Origin of the sequence: Pseudomonas sp. 22515 (assembly GCF_052044625.1) — a bacterium.
In the GTDB taxonomy this organism is placed as follows: Bacteria; Pseudomonadota; Gammaproteobacteria; order Pseudomonadales; family Pseudomonadaceae; genus Aquipseudomonas; species Aquipseudomonas alloputida.
This window is the reverse complement of the sequence record NZ_JBQENN010000018.1, coordinates 1-23,817: the sequence shown is the minus strand read 5'-3', so window position 1 is coordinate 23,817 and position 23,817 is coordinate 1. Positions and strand designations below refer to the sequence as shown.

Genomic DNA, 23,817 nt, shown 5'->3' with positions numbered 1-23,817 from the left:
CGATTCAATCTAAAATAAATTCAACTCAATTTAACCAATTACCATCATTACCTGCATCCGAGCTTTCATGCTAGGCTTTCGCGCTCTTGCAGAGCCTGGTGCCATCTCCCATGTGGGTTCCCCAATACAGCCATCAAACACAGCCGGTTTACCTGATGATCGCTGATGCCCTTGAACAGGACATCGAACGTGGTCGGCTTGCAGAAGGTGATCGCTTACCCACGCTCAAGGACCTGGCCGAGGCGCTGAATGTAACCCCCGGCACGGTTGGCAGGGCCTACGACGAAGCAGCCAAGCGTGGTTTGGTGGCTGGCGAGGTAGGCCGAGGCACATTTGTCAGGCAACTGCGGCAGCCATTACCCGCCCCGTCGGTGCCCACACCCGTTGCCGGCGAAAGTAGCCAGATCGACCTCTCGATCATCAAGCCCAACGACGCTCACATGAGCGAGTGGCTAGGCACGGCTATCCGCGAACTGGCCGCCTCCTCGGACTTGGGGCAGGTACTCGACTATGTGACAGAAGGTGGCCACACGTCCCACAAACAAGCCGGTGCGACCTGGATACAGCGCTGGCTGCCTGATGCTCGCTGGCAGCAGGTGGTACTGACCGCTGGCGCCCAGCATGGGCTGCTGGTGGCCATCAGCAGCCTGTCGAAGAGTGACGATGTGGTGCTGTGCGAGTCGCTCTGCTACCCGGGCATCATATCCCTGGCCCACAGCCTGGGCCGGCGCCTGCGCGGCGTCGCCATGGACGAACACGGGCTCATCCCGGAGGCATTGCGCGCGGCCTGCCTGGAACACCGCCCTTCCCTGCTGGTGTGCGTCACCACGCACCAGAACCCGACCAACTCGATCATGCCCCCAGCAAGGCGTCAGGCTATCGCCGAGATCGCCCGTGAGTTCGACCTGTTCATCGTGGATGACGATATCTACGGTTTTCTCGAGCCCGACCCGGGCTACAAGCCGCTTGCAGCGTATGCGCCTGAACGCTCGGTGTACCTCACCAGCCTGTCCAAAAGCGTGCTGCCGGCACTGCGCATCGGCTACCTGTACGCCCCGCCGCAAACCCTGTCGCGGTTATCATCGATGGTACGCAGCAGCGTGTGGATGCCATCGCCACTGATGGCGCAACTGGCCAGCAACCTGATCAACAGCGGCAAGGCCGACCAGCTGGTGCGTATGCAGCAACAGGAGGCGGCCGCGCGCCAGCACATGGCCCGGGAGATTCTTGGCCAATACAAGATCCGCACCCAGCCTCACAGCTTCCATATCTGGCTGGAGCTGCCAGAACCGTGGACCAGCGACGAGTTTGCCAACCTGGCGCGTGATAACGGCGTAACGGTGGTCAGCGGCAGCCAGTTCCTGCCAGAACGCAGCCACCCCACCAGCGGTGTGCGCATCGCCCTGATGGCACCCAGCCGCCAGGCACTGGGCTTTGCCCTGACCAAGCTGGCAAGCCTGCTGGATTCGGCGGAGCCGCGGTTGTTCTACTGAAAGCGATGCCAGATACGCGGTGCTGCCCATAAAAAAACCCAGGGCAACTGCCCTGGGTTTCTGGTCTTGCTGAACGCCTTACCGCTCTGATCAGAACGGAATATCGTCATCGAAGCTGTCGAAGTCAGCAGCCGGCTGCGGCGCAGGCTGTTGCGGCGCTGGGCGCTGAGGGGCCTGTTGCGGGCGCTGGGCCTGCTGGCGTGGCGGTGCCTGGTTGTACTGTTGCTGCTGGCCGCCACCGTAATTGCCGCCACCCTGGTTGTATGGGTCGCCGCCCTGCTGCTGGCCTTGCGGACGACCGCCGAGCAGCTGCATGGTGCCGTTGATGTCGACGATGATCTCGGTGGTGTAGCGCTTGATGCCGTCTTTTTCCCACTCGCGGGTCTGCAGCTTGCCTTCGATGTAGCACTGCGAACCCTTGCGCAGGTACTCGCCAGCGATTTCGGCAACCTTGCCGAACAGCGACACACGGTGCCACTCGGTACGCTCGACCTTCTGGCCCGACTGCTTGTCAGTCCACTGCTCGCTGGTGGCCAGGCTCAGGTTGGTCACGGCGTTACCGTTGGGCAGGTAGCGGACTTCGGGATCCTGGCCACAGGTACCGACCAGAATGACTTTGTTAACCCCACGGGCCATAACGTTCTCCTAGGCTTCGCACGCCGAAGAGGCTGGATTCACCAGTCGCTCGAGGGTCGCACGGTCCAAAATTTTCGTATCCAGTTTGATATAGATGGCGGCTTCTTCTGCCACCACCACAGCGTCGGTCACACCCGGCACGGCCATCAGGCGCTCGGTCAGGCCGGCTTCCCGGACCGCCTCAGGCGTCAGGGGCATGCGCAGGCTGGTCACATATGGCGGCTCGTTCATGCGCAAGGCGACGATCAGCCAGATAGCACACAGCACCGCGCTACCGAGGAACACCGTGTTCAGCCCACCGTGCTGGAACAGCCAGCCGCCAAGGATCCCGCCTAACGCTGCACCGAGGAACTGGCTGGTGGAATACACCCCCATTGCCGTCCCCTTGCCACCGGCAGGCGACACCTTGCTCACCAGAGAAGGCAGCGAAGCCTCCAGCAGGTTGAATGCGGTAAAGAATACCACGGTGCCAACCACCAGTCCGCGCAAACCGTCAGCCCACTCCCAGAAGTATATCTCCGTCAGCAGCAGGACACTGACCGCGCCGGCCAACACACGTTTCATCTTGCGCTTTTTTTCGCCGTAGATGATGAACGGGACCATTGCAAAAAATGAGATGAACAGCGCGGTCAGGTACACCCACCAATGCTGCTCCTTGGGCAGGCCGCCACGCTCGACGAACGCCAGCGGCAGCGCAACGAAGCTGGCCATGAGGACGGCGTGCAGGATGAAAATGCTGACGTCCAGGCGCAGAAGGTCCGGATGGCGCAGGGTCGGGCCGATGGCCTGGCGCGCCACACCCGACTCGCGGTGCTGCAAAATGCTGTGGGTGCTGGGCACGACAAACGCGATCAACAGCATGCCGACCAGGGCCAGCCCAGCCGTGACCAGGAACAAACCTGACAAACCAAAGGCACTTGTCAGCAATGGACCGACGACCATGGCGACAGCAAACGACAGGCCGATGCTCATGCCGATCATGGCCATGGCCTTGGTCCGGTGTTGTTCGCGGGTGAGGTCCGACAGCAGTGCCATGACCGCAGCAGAAATTGCCCCCGCGCCCTGCAGGATGCGCCCGGCAATCACGCCCCAGATAGAGTCGGCCTGGGCCGCCAGTACACTGCCCAGGGCGAAGATCACCAGCCCCAGATAAATCACCGGCCGGCGACCGATGCGGTCGGAAATCATCCCGAACGGGATCTGCAATACCGCCTGGGTCAGGCCATAGGCACCAATGGCCAGGCCGATCAGGGCAGGCGTGGCGCCAGCCAGGTCCATGCCGTAGGTGGCCAGTACCGGCAAGACCATGAACATGCCCAGCATACGAAAGGCAAAGACCAGGGCAAGGCCGCCAGCGGCGCGGGTTTCGCCGCCACTCATACGCTCGTTGTGGGTGTCGTGCATGGATTAACCTCGTGTGAACCGGCGGCGATTCTATCAGTCCGACAGCTTGACGGCATCTACGCGACGCTTTGCCGCGTCATACTGGCGCGCCGTATACTTCCTTGTTTATGCCCGCCAAGCGAGGCCGCAGTGGACAAGATCCTGATTCGTGGGGCACGTACCCACAACCTGAAGAACATCGACCTGACCCTGCCCCGGGACAAGTTGATCGTGATCACCGGCCTGTCCGGTTCCGGCAAGTCGTCCCTGGCGTTCGATACCTTGTACGCCGAAGGCCAGCGCCGCTACGTGGAATCGCTGTCGGCCTACGCCCGGCAGTTCCTGTCGATGATGGAAAAGCCCGACGTCGACACCATCGAAGGCCTGTCGCCGGCGATTTCCATCGAGCAGAAGTCGACCTCGCACAACCCGCGCTCCACGGTCGGCACCATCACCGAAATCTACGACTATCTGCGCCTGTTGTACGCCCGCGTCGGTACTCCACGCTGCCCGGACCACGATATCCCGCTGGAGGCGCAAACGATCAGCCAGATGGTCGACCTGGTGCTGGAGCGCCCGGAAGGCAGCAAGCTGATGCTGCTCGCGCCGGTGGTGCGCGAGCGCAAGGGCGAGCACCTGGCGGTGTTTGACGAGCTTCGCGCCCAGGGCTTCGTGCGGGCCAGGGTCAACGGCAAGCTCTACGAACTCGATGAATTGCCCAAGCTGGACAAACAGAAGAAGCACAGCATCGATGTGGTGGTTGACCGCTTCAAAGTCCGCGCCGACCTGCAACAGCGCCTGGCCGAATCGTTCGAAACCGCGTTGAAGCTGGCCGACGGTATTGCCCTGGTGGCACCGATGGACGACGAACAAGGCGAAGAGACGATCTTCTCCGCGCGCTTCGCCTGTCCGGTGTGCGGCCACGCAATCAGCGAGCTGGAACCGAAGCTGTTTTCCTTCAACAACCCGGCGGGCGCTTGCCCGACTTGCGACGGCCTGGGGGTCAAGCAGTTCTTCGACACCAAACGCTTGGTCAACACGGAACTGACCTTGGCCGAAGGCGCGATCCGCGGCTGGGACCGGCGTAACGTGTACTACTTCCAGATGCTCGGTTCGTTGGCTGCGCACTATGGCTTCAGCCTGGAGGAGCCTTTCGGCGAGCTGTCAGCCGAACACCAGAAAGTGATCCTGCAGGGCAGCGGCAAGCAGAGTGTCGATTTCAAGTACCTCAACGACCGAGGCGATATCGTCAAGCGATCGCACCCGTTCGAAGGCATTGTGCCGAACCTTGAGCGCCGCTACCGTGAAACCGAATCGGCCACAGTGCGTGAAGAACTGGCCAAATTCCTTGGTACGCAACCGTGCCCGGATTGCCGGGGTACGCGCCTGCGCCGCGAGGCGCGCCATGTGTGGGTGGGCGAGAAAACCCTGCCGGCGGTAACCAATTTGCCGATTGGTGAAGCCAGCAACTACTTTGGTCAACTGACCCTCACCGGCCGCCGTGGCGAAATCGCGGCAAAAATCCTCAAGGAAATCTGCGAACGACTTCAGTTCCTGGTCAATGTCGGCCTCGACTACCTGACCCTGGATCGTAGCGCCGACACCCTGTCCGGCGGTGAAGCGCAACGTATCCGACTCGCCAGCCAGATCGGCGCCGGTCTGGTGGGGGTGATGTACATCCTCGATGAACCGTCCATCGGCCTTCATCAACGCGACAACGACCGCCTGTTGGCCACCCTCAACCATTTGCGCGACCTGGGCAACACGGTGATCGTGGTGGAACACGACGAGGACGCCATTCGGCTGGCCGACTACGTGGTCGATATCGGCCCAGGCGCCGGTGTTCACGGTGGGCAGATCGTCGCCGAGGGCTCGCCCCAGGAGGTCATGAACCATCCCGATTCGCTGACTGGCAAGTACCTGTCCGGGCGCAAGAAGATCGTCGTGCCGGCCAAGCGCACGCCGCGCAACAAGAAGCTGCAGCTCAAGCTCAAAGGCGCGCGTGGCAACAACCTGCAGAACGTCGACCTGGAAGTACCGATCGGCCTGCTGACCTGCGTGACTGGTGTATCCGGCTCGGGCAAATCGACGCTGATCAACAACACCCTTTTCCCCTTGGCCGCCACGGCACTCAATGGCGCAAGCAGTCTGGAAGCCGCACCGCACAGCAGCATGGACGGCCTGCAGCACCTGGACAAGGTGGTGGATATCGACCAGAGCCCGATCGGCCGCACACCACGCTCCAACCCGGCGACCTACACCGGCATCTTCACGCCGATCCGCGAGCTGTTCTCCGGTGTACCGGAGTCACGCTCGCGGGGTTATGGTCCGGGGCGTTTCTCATTCAACGTCAAGGGGGGCCGTTGCGAGGCCTGCCAGGGCGATGGCCTGATCAAGGTGGAAATGCACTTCCTGCCGGACATCTACGTGCCGTGTGACGTGTGCAAGAGCAAGCGCTACAACCGCGAAACCTTGGAGATCAAGTACAAGGGCAAGAACATCCACGAGGTGCTGGAAATGACCATCGAGGATGCCCGAGAGTTCTTCGATGCGGTGCCGGCGCTGGCGCGCAAGCTGCAAACGTTGATGGATGTGGGCCTGTCGTACATCAAACTGGGGCAATCAGCGACCACGTTGTCCGGCGGTGAGGCGCAGCGGGTGAAGCTGTCGCGCGAATTGTCCAAGCGCGATACCGGCAAGACCTTGTACATCCTCGACGAACCTACTACCGGTCTGCACTTTGCCGATATCCAGCAACTGCTGGATGTGTTGCATCGCCTGCGCGACCACGGCAATACCGTGGTGGTGATCGAGCATAACCTGGATGTGATCAAGACTGCCGACTGGCTGGTTGACCTGGGGCCTGAGGGCGGCTCCAAGGGTGGGCAGATCATTGCCTGCGGTACGCCAGAAGAGCTGAGCGAGATGAAGCAGTCATATACCGGCCATTACCTGAAACCATTGCTGGAGCGGGATCGGGCCTAAGTGTTGCCAGCGCAATGAAAAAGCCCCTGGTACCGAGGGTGCCAGGGGCTTTTACTTGAGCCTGTGGGTAACTTACATCTGCGACTGCAGGTAGTTTTCCAGCCCAATGGCCTTGATCAGGCCCTGCTGCTTCTCAAGCCAGTAGGTGTGATCTTCTTCGGTGTCGGCCAGCTGCGCACGCAGGATGTCACGACTGACGTAGTCCTTGTGCAGTTCGCATAGCTCGATGCCTTTACAAAGCGCACCGCGCACCTTGTATTCGAGCTTGAGGTCTGCCTCGATCATTTCCGGCACGGTGCTACCGACCTCCAGGTCATCCGCACGCATGTCAGGGGTCCCTTCGAGCATGAGGATACGACGCATCAGGGCATCGGCGTGCTGCGTCTCTTCCTCCATCTCGTGGTTGATGCGCTCGTAGAGCTTGGACAGGCCCCAGTCTTCGTACATGCGCGAATGAATGAAGTACTGGTCGCGTGCCGCCAGTTCGCCCTTCAGCAGCGTGACGAGATAGTTGATTACATCCGGGTGGCCTTGCATCGCCCTGATTCTCCATGTGAAAACGTCTATGCCACATAGTGTGAACCAGCTTTTGCCTATGGTCACTGAAAAACGCGCAATCAGACGCAAAAAATCGGTTAAACAGTAGTGATATTCATTGAAAAACCGCCCAAATGAGGGCGGTTCTTCTTATCACTTCGACTTAGGCGAGATTGATGCCCAAAGCCTTCGCAATCCCTTCGCCATAGGCCGGATCCGCCTTGAAGAAGTACTGTAGCTGACGCTGAATCACGTCTTCGCTGACACCGGCCATGGCACCGGCGATGTTGCTGATCAGCAGGGCTTTCTGCTCATCGCTCATCAAACGGAACAAGGCGCCAGCATGGCTGAAGTAGTCGGTGTCCTCGCGGTGATCGTAGCGATCAGCCGCACCATTCATTGCCAATGCTGGCTCAGCATGACGTGGCGACTGTTTCGGGGCATCGCTGTAGCTGTTTGGCTCGTAGTTCGGTGCACTACCGTAACTGCCGGTGGCCATCGAGCCGTCGCGCTGATAGCTGTTGACCGGGCAACGTGGCGCGTTGACTGGCAATTGCTGGTGGTTGGTGCCCACGCGATAGCGGTGCGCGTCGGCGTAGGCGAATACACGGCCTTGCAGCATGCGGTCCGGTGAAAGACCGACGCCGGGCACCATATTGCTCGGGCCGAACGCGGCCTGCTCGACCTCTGCAAAATAGTTGAGTGGGTTACGGTTGAGCTCCAGCACACCCACCTCGATGAGCGGATAATCCTTCTGCGACCAGGTTTTGGTCACGTCGAATGGGTTCTCGTCGCGGCTGGCAGCCTCGGCTTCGCTCATCACCTGAATGCAGACAGTCCAGCGCGGGTAGTCGCCACGCCCAATGGCCTCGAAGAGGTCGCGCTGAGCGTAATCCGGGTCGGTACCTGCCAGGCGTGCAGCGTCTGCCGGGGTGAGGTTCTTGATGCCTTGTTGGGTCTTGAAGTGCCACTTGACCCAAGTGCGTTCGCCCTTTGCATTGATCAGGCTGTAGGTGTGGCTGCCGAAGCCATGCATGTGACGGTAGCCGTCCGGAATGCCACGGTCGGAAAACAGGATGGTGACCTGATGCAGCGCTTCTGGGGAGTGCGACCAGAAATCCCACATCATCTGAGCGTTCTTCAGGTTGGACTGCGGGTGGCGTTTCTGGGTGTGGATAAAGTCCGGGAATTTCAGTGGATCGCGAATGAAGAACACTGGCGTGTTGTTACCGACGATGTCCCAGTTGCCTTCCTCGGTGTAGAACTTCACCGCGAAGCCACGCGGGTCACGCTCGGTATCTGCAGAGCCGCGCTCGCCACCAACGGTGGAGAAACGCAAGAAAGTCTCGGTTTGTTTACCGACCTCTTCGAACAGCTTGGCGCTGGTATAGCCGGTGATATCGTGAGTAACGGTAAAGTTACCGTAGGCGCCCGAGCCTTTGGCATGGACGCGGCGCTCAGGAATGTTCTCGCGATTGAAATGGGCGAGCTTCTCGATCAGGTGGAAGTCGTCGAGCAACAGCGGACCGCGCGGGCCGGCGGAGCGGGAGTTCTGGTTGTCGGCTACAGGTGCACCGCTGGCGGTGGTGAGAATCTTGCTCATGGGCTCTCCTTTTCGGTCTTCAAGGGCCGGCTAATCGGCTGTAGAGAGAGTATTGACGAGCAAGATTACAGGGACAAATTCATTACATGACTTACATCAATAGAAATAAACAATAGATGTAAAAACAAAAAACCGGGCACTAGGCCCGGTTTTCTGTAGCAGACAGAACGTCTTACTCAGCAGCTTCTACAGCACCGCCGACCGGACGATCAACCAGCTCGACGTACGCCATAGGCGCGTTGTCGCCAGCGCGGAAACCGCACTTCAGGATGCGCAGGTAGCCGCCCTGACGGGTGGCGTAACGCTTGCCCAGGTCGTTGAACAGTTTGCCAACAGCGGACTTCGAACGGGTACGGTCGAAGGCCAGACGACGGTTAGCAACGCTGTCTTCCTTGGCCAGGGTGATCAGCGGCTCGGCAACGCGGCGCAGTTCCTTGGCTTTCGGCAGGGTGGTTTTGATCAGCTCGTGCTCGATCAGCGACACTGCCATGTTCTGGAACATAGCCTTGCGGTGAGAGCTGGTGCGGCTCAGGTGACGTCCACTTTTACGATGACGCATGATTCATTCCTTACCAAACACTACGTTCGGTGATTACGACGATCAGGCGGTCGCCTTGTCGTCTTTCTTAAGACTTGCAGGCGGCCAGTTGTCGAGGCGCATGCCGAGAGACAGACCACGAGAGGCCAGAACGTCCTTGATTTCAGTCAGGGACTTCTTACCCAGGTTAGGAGTCTTCAACAGCTCTACTTCGGTACGCTGAATCAGGTCGCCGATGTAGTAGATGTTCTCCGCCTTGAGGCAGTTGGCCGAACGTACAGTCAGTTCCAGGTCGTCAACCGGACGCAGCAGGATCGGATCGATCTCGTCTTCCTGCTCGACTACGACAGGCTCGCTGTCACCTTTGAGGTCGACGAACGCGGCCAACTGCTGTTGCAGAATGGTCGCAGCGCGGCGGATAGCCTCTTCAGGATCCAGGGTGCCGTTGGTTTCCAGATCAATGACCAGTTTGTCCAGGTTGGTACGCTGTTCAACACGGGCGTTCTCGACCACATAGGCGATACGACGCACCGGGCTGAAGGAGGCGTCCAACTGCAGACGGCCAATGCTACGGCTTTCGTCTTCGTCGGTTTGACGGGAGTCGGCCGGCTCGTAACCACGACCACGAGCTACAGTGAGCTTCATGTTCAGAGCGCCGTTCGACGCCAGGTTCGCGATTACGTGATCGGGGTTGACGATCTCGACATCGTGATCCAGCTGAATATCGGCAGCGGTAACCACCCCCGAACCCTTTTTCGACAAGGTCAGCGTAACTTCGTCACGACCATGCAGTTTGATAGCGAGACCTTTCAGGTTCAACAGGATTTCAATTACGTCTTCCTGAACACCTTCGATCGCGGAGTACTCATGGAGTACGCCATCGATCTCGGCCTCGACTACTGCACAGCCAGGCATGGAGGACAACAGGATGCGGCGCAGCGCGTTGCCCAGGGTATGGCCGAAACCACGCTCGAGAGGCTCGAGCGTAATTTTGGCGCGGGTCGGACTGACTACCTGCACATCAATGTGGCGGGGAGTCAGGAACTCATTTACCGAAATCTGCATGGATGCACCTATTTTCTAGCCCTTACTTGGAGTAGAGCTCGACAATCAGGTTTTCGTTGATGTCGGCAGACAGGTCGCTGCGAGCAGGAACGTTCTTGAAAACGCCCGACTTTTTAGCAGCATCCACATCAACCCACTCAACGCGGCCACGCTGGGCGCACAGTTCAAGGGCTTGAACAATGCGCAACTGGCCCAGCGATTTCTCGCGGACTGCGACCACGTCCCCCGGACGAACTTGGTAGGATGGAATGTTTACAGTCTTACCGTTGACGCTGATCGCTTTGTGCGAAACCAGCTGACGGGACTCGGAACGAGTCGAGCCGAAGCCCATACGGTAAACGACGTTATCCAGACGGCACTCGAGCAGTTGCAGCAGGTTCTCACCGGTTGCGCCTTTTTTCGAGGCAGCAGCTTGGTAGTAACCGCGGAACTGACGCTCCAGAACACCGTAGATACGACGGACTTTTTGTTTCTCACGCAGCTGGGTGCCGTAGTCGGACTGACGGCCACGGCGCTGGCCGTGGATACCTGGGGCTGCTTCGATATTGCACTTCGATTCCAGAGCGCGAACGCCGCTCTTCAGGAACAGATCGGTGCCTTCACGACGAGACAGTTTGCATTTTGGACCAATGTAACGTGCCATTCTTCTGTCTCCTGATTACACGCGACGCTTCTTCGGCGGACGGCACCCGTTGTGCGGGATTGGCGTCACGTCGGTGATGCTGGCGATCTTGTAGCCGCAGCTGTTCAATGCACGAACGGCGGACTCACGACCTGGACCTGGACCCTTGACGTTAACGTCGAGGTTCTTCAGACCGTATTCCAGCGCAGCTTGACCAGCACGCTCAGCAGCGATCTGAGCTGCGAACGGGGTGGATTTGCGCGAACCACGGAAACCCGAACCACCGGAGGTCGCCCAGGACAAAGCATTGCCCTGACGGTCGGTGATGGTCACGATGGTGTTGTTGAAAGAAGCATGGATGTGGGCGATGCCATCAACCACTGTCTTTTTGACTTTCTTACGAGGACGAGCAGCAGGTTTTGCCATGTCTATATTCCTGGGCGATTACTTGCGGATCGGCTTACGCGGGCCCTTACGGGTGCGTGCGTTGGTCTTGGTGCGCTGACCGCGAACCGGCAGACCTTTACGATGACGCAGGCCGCGGTAGCAACCCAGGTCCATCAAGCGCTTGATCTTCATGTTGATGTCACGACGCAGGTCACCTTCGGTGGTGAACTTCGCGACTTCGCCACGCAGGGTTTCGATTTGCTCGTCGCTCAGATCCTTGATCTTAGCGGCTGGGTTTACACCAGCGTCTGCACAAATCTTCTGTGCAGTTGTGCGACCGACACCATAGATGTAGGTCAGCGAGATAACAGTATGCTTGTTATCTGGAATGTTGACGCCTGCAATACGGGCCATTCAGTGGGACTCCAATTGACAGCTACCTACGCCCCGGAAGCCAAGAAATAGGGCGCGAGATAATATCGCTGTAGAAACGAATAATCAACCCAGCAGCACACTAGCTGCTGGGTTTGAAGCGCAGATCACACTCAGCCTTGGCGCTGTTTGTGACGCGGTTCCGCGCTGCAGATCACTCGTACGACGCCTTCGCGACGGATGATCTTGCAGTTACGGCACAGCTTTTTCACCGATGCACGAACTTTCATTACCGACTCCTCGAACCTTAGGGGCGTATCAGCGCAGCAAACCGCTGCCACCGTAGCCTTTCAGGTTGGCTTTCTTCATCAGGGATTCGTACTGGTGCGAAACGAGGTGCGATTGTACTTGGGACATGAAGTCCATCACAACCACTACCACAATCAGCAACGAGGTCCCGCCAAGGTAGAACGGCACATTTGCTGCCACCACCAGGAACTGGGGCAGAAGGCAGACGGCCATCATGTAAAGAGCACCGAACATGGTCAAACGGGTCAGAACGCCATCAATGTAGCGCGCCGACTGCTCACCAGGACGGATACCCGGAATAAAGGCACCGGACTTCTTCAGGTTTTCCGCTACGTCTTTCGGGTTGAACATCAACGCTGTGTAGAAGAAGCAGAAGAAAATGATCCCTGCACTAAACAGCAGAATGTTCAACGGCTGACCAGGAGCGATCGACTGCGAGATGTCCTGCAGCCAGCCCATACCTTCGGACTGACCAAACCAGGCACCCAGCGAAGCCGGGAACAGCAAAATGCTGCTCGCGAAAATGGCCGGGATAACCCCCGCCATGTTCACCTTCAGCGGCAAGTGGCTAGTCTGCGCAGCGAAGACCTTGCGGCCCTGCTGACGCTTGGCGTAATGAACGGCGATACGACGCTGACCACGCTCAATGAACACCACAAAACCGATAATCGCTACTGCCAGCAAACCGATGGCGACCAAGGCGAAAATGTTGATATCGCCTGTGCGTGCAGACTCGAAAGACTGCCCGATTGCTCTCGGAAGACCGGCAACGATACCTGCGAAGATCAACATCGAGATACCGTTGCCCACACCGCGCTCGGTGATCTGCTCGCCCAGCCACATCATGAACATCGCGCCTGCCACGAAAGTGGAAACAGCGACGACGTGGAAGCCCAGGCCTGCAGAAAACGCCACGCCCTGGTTGGCCAGGCCAATGGACATGCCAATGGCTTGGACCAGTGCCAGGATAACGGTGCCGTAGCGGGTGTACTGGCTGATCTTGCGACGGCCAGCTTCACCTTCCTTCTTCAACTGCTCCAGTTGCGGGCTGACCGCCGTCATCAACTGCATGATGATCGATGCCGAGATGTACGGCATGATCCCCAGTGCAAAGATGCTCATGCGCTCGAGCGCGCCACCGGAAAACATGTTGAACAAGCTAAGAATGGTCCCCTCATTCTGCCGAAACAGATCCGCCAGACGGTCCGGATTGATGCCGGGAACCGGGATATGCGCACCTATCCGATAGACGATGATCGCCATGAACAGAAAGCGCAGACGAGCCCAGAGTTCCGACATCCCGCCCTTACCGAGCGAAGAGAGAGCACCTTGCTTAGCCATTTATTCCTCGAATTTGCCGCCAGCTGCTTCGATAGCCGCACGCGCACCCTTGGTGGCTGCGATACCCTTGATGGTGACTGCGCGAGTAACTTCGCCAGACAGCATGATTTTCACACGCTGAATGTGCTGGTTGATCACGTTGGCATCCTTCAGGGATTGCACGGAGATCACGTCGCCTTCCACTTTGGCCAGCTCGGACAGACGCACTTCAGCGCGGTCCATGGCTTTCAGGGAAACGAAGCCGAACTTCGGCAGGCGACGGTGCAGCGGCTGTTGACCGCCTTCGAAGCCAGGAGCGATCGAACCACCCGAACGGGAAGTCTGACCTTTGTGGCCACGGCCGCCGGTCTTACCCAGACCGCTACCGATACCACGACCTGGACGATGCTTCTCGCGACGGGAACCCGGCGCTGGACTCAGATCATTGAGTTTCATCGATTAGCCCTCGACCTTCAGCATGTAGTAAGCCTTGTTGATCATCCCGCGGTTCTCGGGAGTATCCTGGACTTCTACAGTGTGACCGATGCGACGCAGACCCAGGCCTTTAACACACAGCTTGTGGTTAGGCAGACGGCCCGAGACGCTCTTGATCAGCGTTACTTTTACGGTTGCCATGATCAGAAGATCTCCTCGACGCTCTTGCCACGCTTGGCGGCAATGGATTCAGGAGATTGCATGGCTTTCAGACCCTTGAAGGTGGCGTAAACCACGTTCACTGGGTTGGTCGAACCGTAGCACTTGGCCAGAACGTTCTGAACACCAGCAACTTCCAGGACAGCACGCATTGCGCCACCGGCGATGATACCGGTACCTTCCGAGGCAGGCTGCATGTAAACCTTCGAGGCGCCGTGGGCAGCCTTGGTGGCGTACTGCAGGGTGGTGCCCTTCAGGTCAACCTGGATCATGTTGCGGCGAGCAGCTTCCATGGCTTTCTGGATCGCGGCTGGTACTTCGCGCGACTTGCCACGGCCGAAGCCAACACGACCTTTACCATCACCAACCACGGTCAGCGCGGTGAAGGTGAAGATACGGCCGCCTTTTACGGTTTTGGCAACGCGGTTAACTTGAACCAGCTTCTCGATGTAGCCTTCGTCGCGCTTTTGATCGTTATTTGCCATAACTTAGAACTCCAGCCCGCCTTCACGAGCAGCATCAGCCAGCGCTTTGACGCGGCCATGGTACTTGAAGCCGGAACGGTCAAAGGCAACTTGAGATACACCGGCGGCTTTCGCACGCTCAGCTACCAGCTTGCCAACCTTAGTGGCCGCGTCGATGTTGCCAGTGGCGCCATCACGCAGGTCTTTGTCCAAGGTCGAGGCGCTTGCCAGAACCTTGCTGCCGTCGGCCGAAATGACCTGGGCGTAGATGTGCTGCGAGGAGCGGAACACGCACAGGCGCACGACTTCGAGTTCGTGCATCTTGAGACGTGCTTTGCGAGCGCGACGCAGTCGAATAACTTTTTTGTCGGTCATTTACTAGGCCCTACTTCTTCTTGGCTTCTTTACGACGGACTACTTCGTCCGCGTAACGCACACCTTTACCTTTGTAAGGCTCTGGCGGACGGAAGTCGCGGATTTCAGCGGCCACCTGACCTACCAGCTGCTTGTCGATACCCTTGATCAGGATGTCGGTCTGGCTAGGTGTTTCAGCGGTGATACCGGCTGGCAGTTCGTAGTCCACTGGGTGAGAGAAGCCCAGGGCCAGGTTCAGGACGGTGCCTTTAGCCTGTGCCTTGTAACCAACACCGACCAGCTGGAGCTTGCGCTCGAAGCCTTGGCTTACGCCTTGGACCATGTTGTTGACCAGAGCGCGGGTGGTACCGGCCATGGCACGAGCTTGCTGGTCACCATTGCGAGCGACGAAACGCAGCTCACCAGACTCTTCGGTAACTTCAACAGACGAGTGAACGTTCAGTTCGAGAGTACCTTTGGCACCCTTCACCGAAAGCTGCTGACCGGCGAATTTGACTTCGACACCGGATGGCAGCTTAACGGGGTTCTTAGCGACGCGAGACATGTCTATCCCCCCTTAGAACACTGTGCACAGAACTTCGCCGCCGACACCGGCAGCGCGCGCAGCGCGATCAGTCATCACACCTTTGTTGGTGGAGACGATAGACACGCCCAGACCGCCACGTACTTTCGGCAGATCGGTGACGGCCTTGTACTGGCGCAGGCCTGGACGGCTGGAGCGCTTCAGTTCCTCGATGACCGGACGGCCTTCGAAGTACTTCAGTTCGATCGACAGGGAAGGCTTGGCCTCACCAGTTACCTGGTAGCCAGCGATGTAACCTTCGTCCTTCAGAACTTTGGCAACCGCGACCTTCAGGGTAGAGGAAGGCATGCTTACGACGGACTTTTCAGCCATCTGGGCATTACGGATGCGAGTTAGCATGTCCGCTAACGGGTCCTGCATACTCATGGGCTAGATGCTCCTGATACAAGAATTATTAGCCTTGCGGCTATGACAACCACCCGAACGGTTTGGGCAAAAACCCAGGCTCAGGTGAGCCGGTCATTCTAGACACAAGGCAGAAACGAAACAAGCCCCATATAGGGGCTTGTTTGTTGGCAAGGTCACCGGCGGTCGGAAGATTGCTCCCCTTCCACCCGCGCCTTGCCTGCAGCGATTACCAGGAGGCCTTGACCAGGCCTGGTACGTCACCGCGCATTGCAGCTTGACGCAGCATGTTACGGCCCAGGCCGAACTTACGGTATACACCGTGAGGACGACCGGTCAGGCGGCAACGGTTGCGCAGGCGCGAGGCGCTAGCGTCGCGTGGCTGCTTCTGCAGAGCGACAACGGCAGCGAAACGCTCTTCTGGAGAGGCGTTCAGGTTGACGATGGTCGCTTTCAGCTCAGCACGCTTCTTGGCGAACTTTGCTACCGTGAGCTGACGCTTCAGCTCGCGGTTTTTCATGCTCTTCTTGGCCATTTTCCTACTCCAATCAGTTGCGGAACGGGAACTTGAAAGCACGCAGCAGAGCGCGGCCTTCGTCGTCCGAACGAGCAGTGGTGGTCAGGGTGATGTCCAAACCGCGCAGAGCATCGATCTTGTCGTAGTCGATTTCCGGGAAGATGATCTGCTCTTTCACGCCCATGCTGTAGTTGCCACGACCATCGAAGGACTTGGCATTCAGGCCGCGGAAGTCGCGAACCCGAGGCAGGGAGATCGCCAGCAGGCGGTCCAGGAATTCGTACATCTTGTCGCTACGCAGGGTCACCTTGACGCCGATCGGCCAGCCTTCGCGGACTTTGAAGCCAGCGATGGATTTGCGAGCGAAAGTCACGACCGGCTTTTGACCGGTGATCTTTTCCAGGTCGGCAACAGCGTGCTCGATGACTTTCTTGTCGCCGATCGCTTCGCCCAGACCCATGTTCAGGGTGATCTTGGTAACGCGCGGAACTTCCATCACGTTCGACAGCTTAAGTTCTTCCTTAAGCTTAGGAGCGATTTCGTTCCGGTAAATCTCTTTCAGTCGTGCCATGGTCTTCTACCTAGCAGTGTTCAAGCATCAACCGCTTTTTGGGTCGACTTGAAGACACGAATTTTTTTACCGTCTTCTACTTTGAAACCAACGCGGTCAGCCTTGTTGGTTTCACCGTTGAAGATGGCAACGTTGGAAGCGTGCAGAGGCGCTTCTTTCTCGACGATACCGCCCTGTACGCCCGCCATCGGGTTAGGCTTGGTATGACGCTTGACCAGGTTCACGCCACCGATAACCAGACGGTCATCAGCCAGAACCTTCAGCACCTTACCGCGCTTACCTTTGTCTTTGCCGGCGATCACGATGATCTCGTCGTCACGACGAATCTTTTGCATGTCGGATCTCCTTACAGCACTTCAGGGGCGAGCGAGACGATCTTCATGAACTTCTCAGTACGAAGTTCACGGGTCACTGGCCCGAAGATGCGAGTGCCGATCGGCTCTTGCTTGTTGTTCAGCAGAACAGCAGCGTTGCCGTCGAAACGAATGATGGAACCGTCAGCGCGACGAACACCATGACGGGTACGTACGACGACTGCGGTCATCACCTGGCCTTTTTTGACCTTACCGCGCGGAATTGCTTCCTTGACGGTTACTTTGATGATGTCACCGATACCGGCGTAACGGCGGTGCGAACCGCCGAGTACCTTGATGCACATGACGCGACGAGCGCCGCTGTTATCGGCCACATCGAGCATGGATTGAGTCTGAATCATAAAATTTCTCCGACCCCTAGCCCTTAGACTTCAACAGCGCGTTCGAGGACTTCAACCAGTGCCCAGGACTTGGTCTTGGCCAGCGGACGGGTTTCACGGATGGAAACCTTGTCGCCGATCTTGCACTGGTTGGCTTCGTCGTGCGCGTGCAGCTTAGTCGAACGCTTAACGTATTTACCGTAGATCGGGTGCTTTACGCGACGCTCGATCAGAACGGTGATGGTCTTGTCCATTTTGTCGCTGACGACACGGCCAGTCAGCGTACGGACGGTTTTTTCAGCTTCAGCCATGATCACTTACCTGCCTGCTGGTTGAGCACAGTTTTCACGCGAGCGATGTCACGCTTAACTTGCGAGAGCAGGTGCGACTGCCCCAACTGGCCAGTTGCTTTCTGCATACGCAGATTGAACTGGTCGCGCAGCAAGCCGAGCAGTTGCTCGTTCAGTTGCTGTGCCGATTTTTCACGAAGTTCATTCGCTTTCATCACATCACCGTCCGCTTAACAAAGGAGGTGGCGAGAGGCAGCTTTGCAGCAGCCAGGGCGAAAGCTTCGCGCGCCAGCTCTTCAGAAACACCCTCGATCTCGTACAGGACTTTGCCTGGCTGAATCTGGGCAACCCAGTATTCCACGGAGCCCTTACCTTTACCCATACGAACCTCAAGAGGTTTTTTGGAGATCGGCTTGTCCGGGAACACACGGATCCAGATCTTACCGCCACGCTTAACGTGACGGGTCAGCGCACGACGTGCGGACTCGATCTGGCGAGCGGTGAGGCGACCGCGAGCAACAGCTTTCAGGGCGAATTCGCCGAAGCTGACTTTGCTACCGCGCAGTGCCAGACCACGGTTGTGGCCAGTCATCTGCTTGCGGAATTTTGTACGCTTTGGTTGCAACATTTGGCGTACCCCTTACTTAGCAGCTTTTTTACGAGGCGCTGGTGCTTGTGGTTTCAGTTCTTCTTGGCGACCACCAATAACTTCGCCTTTGAAGATCCAAACCTTCACACCGATCACACCGTAAGTGGTGTGAGCTTCGTAGGTGTTGTAGTCGATATCGGCACGCAGGGTGTGCAGAGGCACACGACCTTCGCGATACCACTCGGTACGAGCAATCTCAGCACCGCCGAGACGACCGCTCACCTGGATCTTGATGCCCTTGGCACCAATACGCATGGCGTTCTGTACCGCGCGCTTCATGGCGCGACGGAACATTACACGGCGTTCCAGCTGCTGAGCTACGCTCTGCGCAACCAGCATAGCGTCGAGTTCCGGCTTGCGGATCTCTTCGATGTTGATGTGCACAGGCACACCCATCTGCTTGGTCAGGTCCTGACGCAGCTTCTCGACATCTTCACCTTTCTTACCGATAACGATACCGGGACGAGCGGTGTGGATGGTGATGCGTGCAGTTTGAGCCGGACGATGAATATCGATACGGCTTACGGACGCGCTTTTTAGTTTGTCTTGGAGGTACTCACGCGTTTTCAGATCCTTCAACAGGTAATCTGCGTAAGTAGCACCGTCTGCGTACCAGACGGAGGTGTGCTCCTTGACGATTCCCAGGCGAATGCCAGTGGGATGTACTTTCTGACCCATCTGATCGACTCCGTTACTTGTCCGCAACCTTGACAGTGATATGGCAAGACCGCTTGACGATGCGATCAGCACGGCCTTTGGCACGTGGCATGATGCGCTTCAGCGAACGCCCTTCGTTGACGAAGACGGTGGAGACCTTCAGGTCATCAACGTCTGCGCCTTCGTTGTGTTCGGCGTTGGCTACGGCCGACTCGAGGACTTTCTTCATGATTTCAGCGGCTTTTTTGCTGCTGAAGGCCAACAGGTTGAGCGCTTCGCCCACCTTCTTCCCGCGGATCTGGTCGGCGACCAAGCGGGCTTTCTGGGCGGAGATGCGAGCGCCCGACAACTTAGCGGCTACTTCCATTTCCTTACCCCTTAACGCTTGGCTTTCTTGTCAGCCACGTGCCCGCGATAGGTGCGGGTACCGGCGAACTCGCCCAGTTTGTGGCCGACCATGTCTTCGTTCACGAGAACTGGAACATGCTGGCGACCGTTGTGAACCGCGATGGTCAGACCGACCATTTGTGGCAGGATCATCGAACGGCGCGACCAGGTTTTAACTGGCTTGCGATCGTTCTTCTCCACCGCCACTTCGACCTTCTTCAACAGGTGAAGATCGATAAAAGGACCTTTTTTCAGAGAACGTGGCACTGTCGTATCCCTCTAGTTACTTGCGACGACGGACGATCATGTTGTCGGTACGCTTATTACCACGGGTTTTAGCACCCTTGGTTGGGAAGCCCCATGGCGATACCGGATGACGACCACCGGAGGTACGACCTTCACCACCACCGTGTGGGTGGTCAACCGGGTTCATGGCAACACCACGAACGGTTGGGCGAACGCCGCGCCAGCGTTTGGCACCAGCTTTACCCAGCGAACGCAGGCTGTGCTCGGAGTTCGAGACTTCGCCCAGGGTCGCACGGCACTCAGCCAGGACTTTACGCATTTCACCAGAGCGCAGACGCAGGGTCACGTAGACACCTTCGCGAGCGATCAGCTGAGCCGAAGCACCAGCGGAACGAGCGATCTGAGCACCTTTACCCGGCTTCAGTTCGATGCCGTGAATGGTGCTACCTACTGGAATGTTGCGCAGCTGCAGGGAGTTACCGGCCTTGATTGGGGCCAGGGCACCTGCGATCAGCTGGTCGCCAGCGCTCACGCCTTTAGGCGCGATGATGTAGCGACGCTCACCGTCTGCGTAGCACAGCAGGGCGATGTGAGCAGTACGGTTTGGATCGTATTCGATACGCTCGACAGTGGCTGGAATGCCATCTTTGTCGTTGCGACGGAAGTCGACCAGACGGTAATGCTGCTTGTGACCACCACCAACGTGACGAGTGGTAATGCGGCCATTGTTGTTACGACCACCAGACTTCGATTTTTTCTCGATCAGCGGTGCGTGAGGAGCGCCTTTGTGCAGCTCCTTGTTGACCACCTTGACCACGAAACGGCGGCCAGGGGAAGTCGGTTTGCATTTAACGATTGCCATGATGCACCCCTTCCTTACTCAGCACTGCTGCTGAAATCGAGATCTTGGCCTGGCTGAAGGGAGACGATCGCCTTCTTCCAGTCATTACGCTTGCCCAGACCACGTGCGGTACGCTTGGTTTTACCCAGAACGTTAACAGTCGACACGTTTTCAACTTTTACGTTGAACAGGCCTTCGACAGCTTTCTTGATTTCCAGCTTGGTTGCATCAGTAGCAACCTTGAATACGAACTGGCCTTTTTTCTCAGCCAGAACGGTAGCCTTCTCGGAAACGTGCGGGCCAAGGAGGACTTTGAATACGCGTTCCTGGTTCATCCCAGCAGCTCCTCGAATTTCTTCACGGCCGAGACAGTGATCAACACTTTCTCGTATGCGATCAGACTGACCGGGTCGGAACCTTGTACGTCACGTACATCGACGTGCGGCAGGTTACGAGCAGCCAGGTACAGGTTCTGATCAACAGCGTCGGAAACGATCAACACGTCGCTCAGACCCATGCCGTTCAGCTTGTTCAGCAGATCTTTGGTTTTCGGTGCTTCAACAGCGAAGTCCTGAACCACGACCAGACGGTCGCTACGCACCAGCTCAGCGAGGATGGAGCGCAGAGCTGCGCGATACATCTTCTTGTTGAGCTTTTGCGAGTGATCTTGAGGGCGAGCTGCGAAGGTTACACCACCGCCACGCCAGATCGGACCACGAGTGGTACCAGCACGAGCACGGCCAGTACCCTTCTGACGCCATGGGCGCTTACCGCCACCAGCCACGTCGGAACGGGTCTTCTGCTGCTTGGTACCCTGACGGCCGCCAGCCATGTAGGCCACGACTGCTTGGTGAACCAGCGTCTCGTTGAATTCGCCACCGAAAGTCAGTTCGGAAACTTCGATCGCCTGAGCGTCATTTACATTAAGTTGCATGTCAGTTTCCCCTTAACCGCGAGCCTTGACAGCTGGACGTACAACCACGTCGCCGCCAGTAGCGCCAGGTACGGCACCCTTGATCAGCAGCAGGTTGCGTTCAGCGTCTACGCGAACTACTTCCAGGGACTGAACAGTCACGCGCTCGGCGCCCATGTGACCGGACATTTTCTTGCCCTTGAACACACGACCAGGAGTCTGGCACTGGCCGATGGAACCAGGAACACGGTGCGACACGGAGTTACCGTGGGTGTTGTCCTGACCACGGAAGTTCCAGCGCTTGATGGTACCGGCGAAGCCTTTACCTTTGGACTGACCAGTAACGTCAACCAGCTGGCCTGCAGTGAAGAGTTCAGCTTTGATCAGATCGCCAGCCTGGAAATCGCCTTCTTCAAGACGGAACTCCCAAACACCGCGACCAGCGGCAACGTTGGCCTTGGCGAAGTGGCCTGCCTGAGCGGCAGTCACACGCGAAGCACGACGCTCGCCGACAGTGACTTGCACTGCACGGTAGCCATCGGTTTCTTCAGTTTTGAACTGGGTGACGCGATTCGGCTCGATCTCAATGACCGTGACCGGAATGGAGACACCTTCTTCGGTGAAAATGCGGGTCATACCGCACTTGCGACCGATTACACCAATAGTCATGTTGTAAACCTCATGAGTGTACGGGGCTTTCACCCGCTATGGCCGCCCATTTCAGAGCGTTACACGACTAGACCGAAGTCTTAGCCGAGGCTGATCTGTACTTCCACACCTGCCGCCAGATCAAGCTTCATCAGCGCGTCAACGGTTTTATCCGTTGGCTGGACGATGTCCAGAACACGCTTATGAGTGCGAATCTCGTACTGGTCACGCGCGTCTTTGTTGACGTGCGGGGAAACCAGAACGGTGAAACGCTCTTTGCGGGTAGGCAGTGGAATTGGACCACGCACTTGTGCACCAGTACGTTTCGCGGTTTCCACGATTTCCTGGGTGGATTGGTCGATCAGGCGATGGTCGAAAGCCTTCAACCTGATACGGATTTGCTGATTTTGCATTGGATTTCAGACTCCAGGCTGTTCCCAACGGACGCACTACGCCCGCTAAAAGGAGGCGTGATTCTATAGACGCCCCCAATTAGTGTCAACCCAATAAAAAAAACCCCCGCTGAGCGGGGGTTTTTTCAATCGGTCGAGTGATTACTCGATGATTTTGGCCACAACGCCGGCGCCGACGGTACGACCGCCTTCACGGATAGCGAAGCGCAGACCGTCTTCCATTGCGATGGTCTTGATCAGGGTAACAGTCATCTGAATGTTGTCACCTGGCATTACCATTTCAACGCCTTCCGGCAGTTCGCAGTTACCGGTCACGTCAGTGGTACGGAAGTAGAACTGTGGACGGTAGCCTTTGAAGAACGGCGTGTGACGGCCGCCTTCTTCCTTCGACAGGACGTAGACTTCTGCGGTGAACTTGGTGTGCGGCTTGACCGAACCTGGCTTGACCAGAACCTGACCACGCTCAACGTCGTCACGCTTGGTGCCACGCAGCAGAACGCCGCAGTTCTCGCCAGCACGACCTTCGTCCAGCAGCTTGCGGAACATCTCAACACCGGTGCAGGTGGTGGTGGTGGTGTCACGCAGACCAACGATTTCCAGCGGATCCTGAACGCGGACGATACCACGCTCGATACGACCGGTAACAACGGTACCACGACCCGAAATCGAGAACACGTCTTCGATCGGCATCAGGAACGGCTGGTCGATAGCACGAACTGGCTCAGGAATGTAGCTGTCCAGAGTTTCTACCAGCTTCTTAACAGCGGTAGTGCCCATTTCGTTGTCGTCTTTGCCTTCCAGCGCCATACGAGCCGAACCGATGATGATCGGGGTGTCGTCGCCTGGGAAGTCATAGGTGGACAGCAGGTCGCGAACTTCCATCTCGACCAGTTCCAGCAGCTCAGCGTCATCTACCAGGTCAGCCTTGTTCAGGAAGACCACGATGTACGGAACGCCCACCTGACGGGACAGCAGGATGTGCTCACGGGTTTGTGGCATCGGACCATCGGCGGCCGAGCAAACCAGGATCGCGCCGTCCATCTGGGCAGCACCGGTGATCATGTTCTTCACGTAGTCAGCGTGACCTGGGCAGTCAACGTGAGCGTAGTGACGAATGGTCGAGTTGTACTCAACGTGAGCGGTGTTGATGGTGATACCGCGCGCTTTTTCTTCCGGAGCCGAGTCGATCTTGTCGAACTCAACGATTGCCGAACCGAAAACTTCGGAGCAAACGCGAGTCAGAGCTGCGGTCAGAGTGGTCTTACCGTGGTCAACGTGGCCGATAGTGCCGACGTTAACGTGGGGAAGGGAACGATCAAA

Annotated in this window: 35 protein-coding genes; 2 read left to right on the top strand and 33 right to left on the bottom strand. The window is 57.7% G+C overall.

The window, feature by feature from the left end; translation table 11 throughout:
• Nucleotides 1–110 precede the first annotated feature (110 nt).
• Nucleotides 111–1,493 (top strand): aminotransferase-like domain-containing protein, encoded by a 1,383-nt coding sequence (locus ACTJJN_RS17495; protein ID WP_003255445.1) that lies wholly within the window; start codon nt 111–113, stop codon nt 1,491–1,493.
• A 90-nt stretch (nt 1,494–1,583) separates the two neighbouring features.
• Here ACTJJN_RS17495 and ACTJJN_RS17490 read toward each other — a convergent pair whose 3' ends face one another.
• Nucleotides 1,584–2,129, bottom strand: a complete 546-nt coding sequence (locus tag ACTJJN_RS17490; protein WP_003255446.1) for a single-stranded DNA-binding protein — start codon at nt 2,127–2,129, stop codon at nt 1,584–1,586.
• 9 nt (nt 2,130–2,138) lie between these two features.
• Entirely contained in the window at nt 2,139–3,533 is a 1,395-nt protein-coding gene (locus ACTJJN_RS17485; protein WP_088513613.1) for an MFS transporter, read from the bottom strand.
• A 129-nt stretch (nt 3,534–3,662) separates the two neighbouring features.
• Between ACTJJN_RS17485 and uvrA the strand changes: the two genes are divergently transcribed.
• Nucleotides 3,663–6,497 (top strand): excinuclease ABC subunit UvrA, encoded by a 2,835-nt coding sequence (uvrA, locus tag ACTJJN_RS17480; RefSeq protein ID WP_060538760.1) that lies wholly within the window; start codon nt 3,663–3,665, stop codon nt 6,495–6,497.
• Between the two features lie 72 nt (nt 6,498–6,569).
• On the opposite strand, the gene bfr is transcribed toward uvrA, so the two are convergent.
• The 31 genes from bfr to tuf all read right to left on the bottom strand — a co-directional run.
• Nucleotides 6,570–7,034 carry a bacterioferritin gene (gene bfr / locus ACTJJN_RS17475; RefSeq protein WP_003255449.1) on the bottom strand — a complete coding sequence of 155 codons (465 nt, stop codon included), beginning with the start codon at nt 7,032–7,034 and terminating at the stop codon, nt 6,570–6,572.
• A gap of 163 nt (nt 7,035–7,197) precedes the next feature.
• On the bottom strand, nt 7,198–8,637 hold the full coding sequence (locus tag ACTJJN_RS17470) for a catalase (RefSeq protein WP_088513612.1): 1,440 nt from the start codon (nt 8,635–8,637) through the stop codon (nt 7,198–7,200).
• Nucleotides 8,638–8,809: 172 nt separating this feature from the next.
• On the bottom strand, nt 8,810–9,196 hold the full coding sequence (rplQ, locus tag ACTJJN_RS17465) for a 50S ribosomal protein L17 (protein WP_003255451.1): 387 nt from the start codon (nt 9,194–9,196) through the stop codon (nt 8,810–8,812).
• Nucleotides 9,197–9,238: 42 nt separating this feature from the next.
• Nucleotides 9,239–10,240, bottom strand: a complete 1,002-nt coding sequence (locus ACTJJN_RS17460) for a DNA-directed RNA polymerase subunit alpha (protein WP_003255452.1) — start codon at nt 10,238–10,240, stop codon at nt 9,239–9,241.
• Nucleotides 10,241–10,262: 22 nt separating this feature from the next.
• The gene (gene rpsD / locus ACTJJN_RS17455; protein ID WP_003255453.1) at nt 10,263–10,883 is read right to left on the bottom strand and encodes a 30S ribosomal protein S4; all 621 of its coding nucleotides are present in this window, start codon (nt 10,881–10,883) and stop codon (nt 10,263–10,265) included.
• Nucleotides 10,884–10,898: 15 nt separating this feature from the next.
• Entirely contained in the window at nt 10,899–11,288 is a 390-nt protein-coding gene (rpsK, locus tag ACTJJN_RS17450; protein WP_003255454.1) for a 30S ribosomal protein S11, read from the bottom strand.
• Nucleotides 11,289–11,306: 18 nt separating this feature from the next.
• The gene (rpsM, locus tag ACTJJN_RS17445) at nt 11,307–11,663 is read right to left on the bottom strand and encodes a 30S ribosomal protein S13 (protein ID WP_003255457.1); all 357 of its coding nucleotides are present in this window, start codon (nt 11,661–11,663) and stop codon (nt 11,307–11,309) included.
• Nucleotides 11,664–11,794: 131 nt separating this feature from the next.
• On the bottom strand, nt 11,795–11,911 hold the full coding sequence (rpmJ, locus tag ACTJJN_RS17440; RefSeq protein WP_002555468.1) for a 50S ribosomal protein L36: 117 nt from the start codon (nt 11,909–11,911) through the stop codon (nt 11,795–11,797).
• Nucleotides 11,912–11,939: 28 nt separating this feature from the next.
• A complete protein-coding gene (gene secY, locus ACTJJN_RS17435) occupies nt 11,940–13,271 on the bottom strand; it encodes a preprotein translocase subunit SecY (RefSeq protein ID WP_003255459.1) in 1,332 nt (443 codons plus the stop codon).
• Nucleotides 13,272–13,706 carry a 50S ribosomal protein L15 gene (gene rplO, locus ACTJJN_RS17430; protein ID WP_003255461.1) on the bottom strand — a complete coding sequence of 145 codons (435 nt, stop codon included), beginning with the start codon at nt 13,704–13,706 and terminating at the stop codon, nt 13,272–13,274.
• 3 nt (nt 13,707–13,709) lie between these two features.
• Nucleotides 13,710–13,886, bottom strand: a complete 177-nt coding sequence (gene rpmD / locus ACTJJN_RS17425; protein WP_003255463.1) for a 50S ribosomal protein L30 — start codon at nt 13,884–13,886, stop codon at nt 13,710–13,712.
• Nucleotides 13,887–13,888: 2 nt separating this feature from the next.
• Complete coding sequence (rpsE, locus tag ACTJJN_RS17420) at nt 13,889–14,389, bottom strand: 30S ribosomal protein S5 (protein ID WP_003255465.1); 501 nt, start codon at nt 14,387–14,389, stop codon at nt 13,889–13,891.
• A 3-nt stretch (nt 14,390–14,392) separates the two neighbouring features.
• A complete protein-coding gene (gene rplR, locus ACTJJN_RS17415) occupies nt 14,393–14,743 on the bottom strand; it encodes a 50S ribosomal protein L18 (protein WP_003255467.1) in 351 nt (116 codons plus the stop codon).
• 10 nt (nt 14,744–14,753) lie between these two features.
• Nucleotides 14,754–15,287: a 50S ribosomal protein L6 gene (gene rplF, locus ACTJJN_RS17410; RefSeq protein ID WP_003255469.1), complete on the bottom strand. Its 534-nt coding sequence runs from the start codon at nt 15,285–15,287 to the stop codon at nt 14,754–14,756.
• A gap of 12 nt (nt 15,288–15,299) precedes the next feature.
• On the bottom strand, nt 15,300–15,692 hold the full coding sequence (gene rpsH, locus ACTJJN_RS17405; protein ID WP_003255471.1) for a 30S ribosomal protein S8: 393 nt from the start codon (nt 15,690–15,692) through the stop codon (nt 15,300–15,302).
• Nucleotides 15,693–15,900: 208 nt separating this feature from the next.
• Nucleotides 15,901–16,206 (bottom strand): 30S ribosomal protein S14, encoded by a 306-nt coding sequence (gene rpsN, locus ACTJJN_RS17400; protein ID WP_003255472.1) that lies wholly within the window; start codon nt 16,204–16,206, stop codon nt 15,901–15,903.
• Between the two features lie 13 nt (nt 16,207–16,219).
• Nucleotides 16,220–16,759: a 50S ribosomal protein L5 gene (gene rplE, locus ACTJJN_RS17395; RefSeq protein WP_003255474.1), complete on the bottom strand. Its 540-nt coding sequence runs from the start codon at nt 16,757–16,759 to the stop codon at nt 16,220–16,222.
• A 20-nt stretch (nt 16,760–16,779) separates the two neighbouring features.
• Nucleotides 16,780–17,094 carry a 50S ribosomal protein L24 gene (gene rplX, locus ACTJJN_RS17390; RefSeq protein ID WP_003255476.1) on the bottom strand — a complete coding sequence of 105 codons (315 nt, stop codon included), beginning with the start codon at nt 17,092–17,094 and terminating at the stop codon, nt 16,780–16,782.
• 11 nt (nt 17,095–17,105) lie between these two features.
• Complete coding sequence (gene rplN / locus ACTJJN_RS17385) at nt 17,106–17,474, bottom strand: 50S ribosomal protein L14 (RefSeq protein ID WP_002555479.1); 369 nt, start codon at nt 17,472–17,474, stop codon at nt 17,106–17,108.
• Nucleotides 17,475–17,497: 23 nt separating this feature from the next.
• Nucleotides 17,498–17,764, bottom strand: coding sequence for a 30S ribosomal protein S17 (gene rpsQ / locus ACTJJN_RS17380; RefSeq protein ID WP_003255478.1), 267 nt, complete (start codon nt 17,762–17,764; stop codon nt 17,498–17,500).
• A 2-nt stretch (nt 17,765–17,766) separates the two neighbouring features.
• The gene (gene rpmC, locus ACTJJN_RS17375; protein ID WP_002555481.1) at nt 17,767–17,958 is read right to left on the bottom strand and encodes a 50S ribosomal protein L29; all 192 of its coding nucleotides are present in this window, start codon (nt 17,956–17,958) and stop codon (nt 17,767–17,769) included.
• The gene (rplP, locus tag ACTJJN_RS17370) at nt 17,958–18,371 is read right to left on the bottom strand and encodes a 50S ribosomal protein L16 (RefSeq protein ID WP_003255479.1); all 414 of its coding nucleotides are present in this window, start codon (nt 18,369–18,371) and stop codon (nt 17,958–17,960) included. Before rplP ends, rpmC begins: the two co-directional genes overlap by 1 nt.
• Before the next feature lie 12 nt (nt 18,372–18,383).
• A complete protein-coding gene (gene rpsC, locus ACTJJN_RS17365) occupies nt 18,384–19,070 on the bottom strand; it encodes a 30S ribosomal protein S3 (protein ID WP_003255481.1) in 687 nt (228 codons plus the stop codon).
• A 13-nt stretch (nt 19,071–19,083) separates the two neighbouring features.
• Complete coding sequence (rplV, locus tag ACTJJN_RS17360) at nt 19,084–19,416, bottom strand: 50S ribosomal protein L22 (RefSeq protein WP_003103908.1); 333 nt, start codon at nt 19,414–19,416, stop codon at nt 19,084–19,086.
• A gap of 11 nt (nt 19,417–19,427) precedes the next feature.
• The gene (gene rpsS / locus ACTJJN_RS17355; protein WP_003255482.1) at nt 19,428–19,703 is read right to left on the bottom strand and encodes a 30S ribosomal protein S19; all 276 of its coding nucleotides are present in this window, start codon (nt 19,701–19,703) and stop codon (nt 19,428–19,430) included.
• 16 nt (nt 19,704–19,719) lie between these two features.
• On the bottom strand, nt 19,720–20,544 hold the full coding sequence (gene rplB, locus ACTJJN_RS17350; protein ID WP_003255483.1) for a 50S ribosomal protein L2: 825 nt from the start codon (nt 20,542–20,544) through the stop codon (nt 19,720–19,722).
• Between the two features lie 14 nt (nt 20,545–20,558).
• Nucleotides 20,559–20,858: a 50S ribosomal protein L23 gene (gene rplW / locus ACTJJN_RS17345; protein WP_003255484.1), complete on the bottom strand. Its 300-nt coding sequence runs from the start codon at nt 20,856–20,858 to the stop codon at nt 20,559–20,561.
• Nucleotides 20,855–21,457, bottom strand: a complete 603-nt coding sequence (rplD, locus tag ACTJJN_RS17340; protein WP_003255485.1) for a 50S ribosomal protein L4 — start codon at nt 21,455–21,457, stop codon at nt 20,855–20,857. The genes rplW and rplD overlap by 4 nt, the downstream gene beginning before the upstream one ends.
• A 12-nt stretch (nt 21,458–21,469) precedes the next feature.
• Nucleotides 21,470–22,105, bottom strand: a complete 636-nt coding sequence (gene rplC, locus ACTJJN_RS17335) for a 50S ribosomal protein L3 (protein WP_003255486.1) — start codon at nt 22,103–22,105, stop codon at nt 21,470–21,472.
• A gap of 80 nt (nt 22,106–22,185) precedes the next feature.
• A complete protein-coding gene (gene rpsJ / locus ACTJJN_RS17330; protein ID WP_003186070.1) occupies nt 22,186–22,497 on the bottom strand; it encodes a 30S ribosomal protein S10 in 312 nt (103 codons plus the stop codon).
• 141 nt (nt 22,498–22,638) lie between these two features.
• On the bottom strand, nt 22,639–23,817 hold a 1,179-nt coding region (gene tuf, locus ACTJJN_RS17325; protein ID WP_304485061.1), incomplete at its 5' end, for an elongation factor Tu.

What these genes read in the sequence shown, in the direction of transcription:
- rpmC (WP_002555481.1), bottom strand. Translation starts at nt 17,958, where the DNA reads ATGAAAGCGAATGAACTTCGTGAAAAATCGGCACAGCAACTGAACGAG.
- rplE (WP_003255474.1), bottom strand. Translation starts at nt 16,759, where the DNA reads ATGGCACGACTGAAAGAGATTTACCGGAACGAAATCGCTCCTAAGCTT.
- rpsN (WP_003255472.1), bottom strand. Translation starts at nt 16,206, where the DNA reads ATGGCCAAGAAGAGCATGAAAAACCGCGAGCTGAAGCGTCAGCTCACG.
- rplF (WP_003255469.1), bottom strand. Translation starts at nt 15,287, where the DNA reads ATGTCTCGCGTCGCTAAGAACCCCGTTAAGCTGCCATCCGGTGTCGAA.
- rplP (WP_003255479.1), bottom strand. Translation starts at nt 18,371, where the DNA reads ATGTTGCAACCAAAGCGTACAAAATTCCGCAAGCAGATGACTGGCCAC.
- rplR (WP_003255467.1), bottom strand. Translation starts at nt 14,743, where the DNA reads ATGACCGACAAAAAAGTTATTCGACTGCGTCGCGCTCGCAAAGCACGT.
- ACTJJN_RS17485 (WP_088513613.1), bottom strand. Translation starts at nt 3,533, where the DNA reads ATGCACGACACCCACAACGAGCGTATGAGTGGCGGCGAAACCCGCGCC.
- ACTJJN_RS17490 (WP_003255446.1), bottom strand. Translation starts at nt 2,129, where the DNA reads ATGGCCCGTGGGGTTAACAAAGTCATTCTGGTCGGTACCTGTGGCCAG.
- rplV (WP_003103908.1), bottom strand. Translation starts at nt 19,416, where the DNA reads ATGGAAGTAGCCGCTAAGTTGTCGGGCGCTCGCATCTCCGCCCAGAAA.
- rpsJ (WP_003186070.1), bottom strand. Translation starts at nt 22,497, where the DNA reads ATGCAAAATCAGCAAATCCGTATCAGGTTGAAGGCTTTCGACCATCGC.
- rpsH (WP_003255471.1), bottom strand. Translation starts at nt 15,692, where the DNA reads ATGAGTATGCAGGACCCGTTAGCGGACATGCTAACTCGCATCCGTAAT.
- rplB (WP_003255483.1), bottom strand. Translation starts at nt 20,544, where the DNA reads ATGGCAATCGTTAAATGCAAACCGACTTCCCCTGGCCGCCGTTTCGTG.
- rplX (WP_003255476.1), bottom strand. Translation starts at nt 17,094, where the DNA reads ATGCAAAAGATTCGTCGTGACGACGAGATCATCGTGATCGCCGGCAAA.
- rpsM (WP_003255457.1), bottom strand. Translation starts at nt 11,663, where the DNA reads ATGGCCCGTATTGCAGGCGTCAACATTCCAGATAACAAGCATACTGTT.
- rpsQ (WP_003255478.1), bottom strand. Translation starts at nt 17,764, where the DNA reads ATGGCTGAAGCTGAAAAAACCGTCCGTACGCTGACTGGCCGTGTCGTC.
- secY (WP_003255459.1), bottom strand. Translation starts at nt 13,271, where the DNA reads ATGGCTAAGCAAGGTGCTCTCTCTTCGCTCGGTAAGGGCGGGATGTCG.
- ACTJJN_RS17460 (WP_003255452.1), bottom strand. Translation starts at nt 10,240, where the DNA reads ATGCAGATTTCGGTAAATGAGTTCCTGACTCCCCGCCACATTGATGTG.
- rplW (WP_003255484.1), bottom strand. Translation starts at nt 20,858, where the DNA reads ATGAACCAGGAACGCGTATTCAAAGTCCTCCTTGGCCCGCACGTTTCC.
- rpsE (WP_003255465.1), bottom strand. Translation starts at nt 14,389, where the DNA reads ATGGCAAATAACGATCAAAAGCGCGACGAAGGCTACATCGAGAAGCTG.
- rpmD (WP_003255463.1), bottom strand. Translation starts at nt 13,886, where the DNA reads ATGGCAACCGTAAAAGTAACGCTGATCAAGAGCGTCTCGGGCCGTCTG.
- ACTJJN_RS17470 (WP_088513612.1), bottom strand. Translation starts at nt 8,637, where the DNA reads ATGAGCAAGATTCTCACCACCGCCAGCGGTGCACCTGTAGCCGACAAC.
- ACTJJN_RS17495 (WP_003255445.1), top strand. Translation starts at nt 111, where the DNA reads ATGTGGGTTCCCCAATACAGCCATCAAACACAGCCGGTTTACCTGATG.
- rplQ (WP_003255451.1), bottom strand. Translation starts at nt 9,196, where the DNA reads ATGCGTCATCGTAAAAGTGGACGTCACCTGAGCCGCACCAGCTCTCAC.
- rpmJ (WP_002555468.1), bottom strand. Translation starts at nt 11,911, where the DNA reads ATGAAAGTTCGTGCATCGGTGAAAAAGCTGTGCCGTAACTGCAAGATC.
- rplO (WP_003255461.1), bottom strand. Translation starts at nt 13,706, where the DNA reads ATGAAACTCAATGATCTGAGTCCAGCGCCGGGTTCCCGTCGCGAGAAG.
- rplN (WP_002555479.1), bottom strand. Translation starts at nt 17,474, where the DNA reads ATGATTCAGACTCAATCCATGCTCGATGTGGCCGATAACAGCGGCGCT.
- rpsD (WP_003255453.1), bottom strand. Translation starts at nt 10,883, where the DNA reads ATGGCACGTTACATTGGTCCAAAATGCAAACTGTCTCGTCGTGAAGGC.
- rplC (WP_003255486.1), bottom strand. Translation starts at nt 22,105, where the DNA reads ATGACTATTGGTGTAATCGGTCGCAAGTGCGGTATGACCCGCATTTTC.
- rplD (WP_003255485.1), bottom strand. Translation starts at nt 21,457, where the DNA reads ATGCAACTTAATGTAAATGACGCTCAGGCGATCGAAGTTTCCGAACTG.
- rpsK (WP_003255454.1), bottom strand. Translation starts at nt 11,288, where the DNA reads ATGGCAAAACCTGCTGCTCGTCCTCGTAAGAAAGTCAAAAAGACAGTG.
- bfr (WP_003255449.1), bottom strand. Translation starts at nt 7,034, where the DNA reads ATGCAAGGCCACCCGGATGTAATCAACTATCTCGTCACGCTGCTGAAG.
- rpsC (WP_003255481.1), bottom strand. Translation starts at nt 19,070, where the DNA reads ATGGGTCAGAAAGTACATCCCACTGGCATTCGCCTGGGAATCGTCAAG.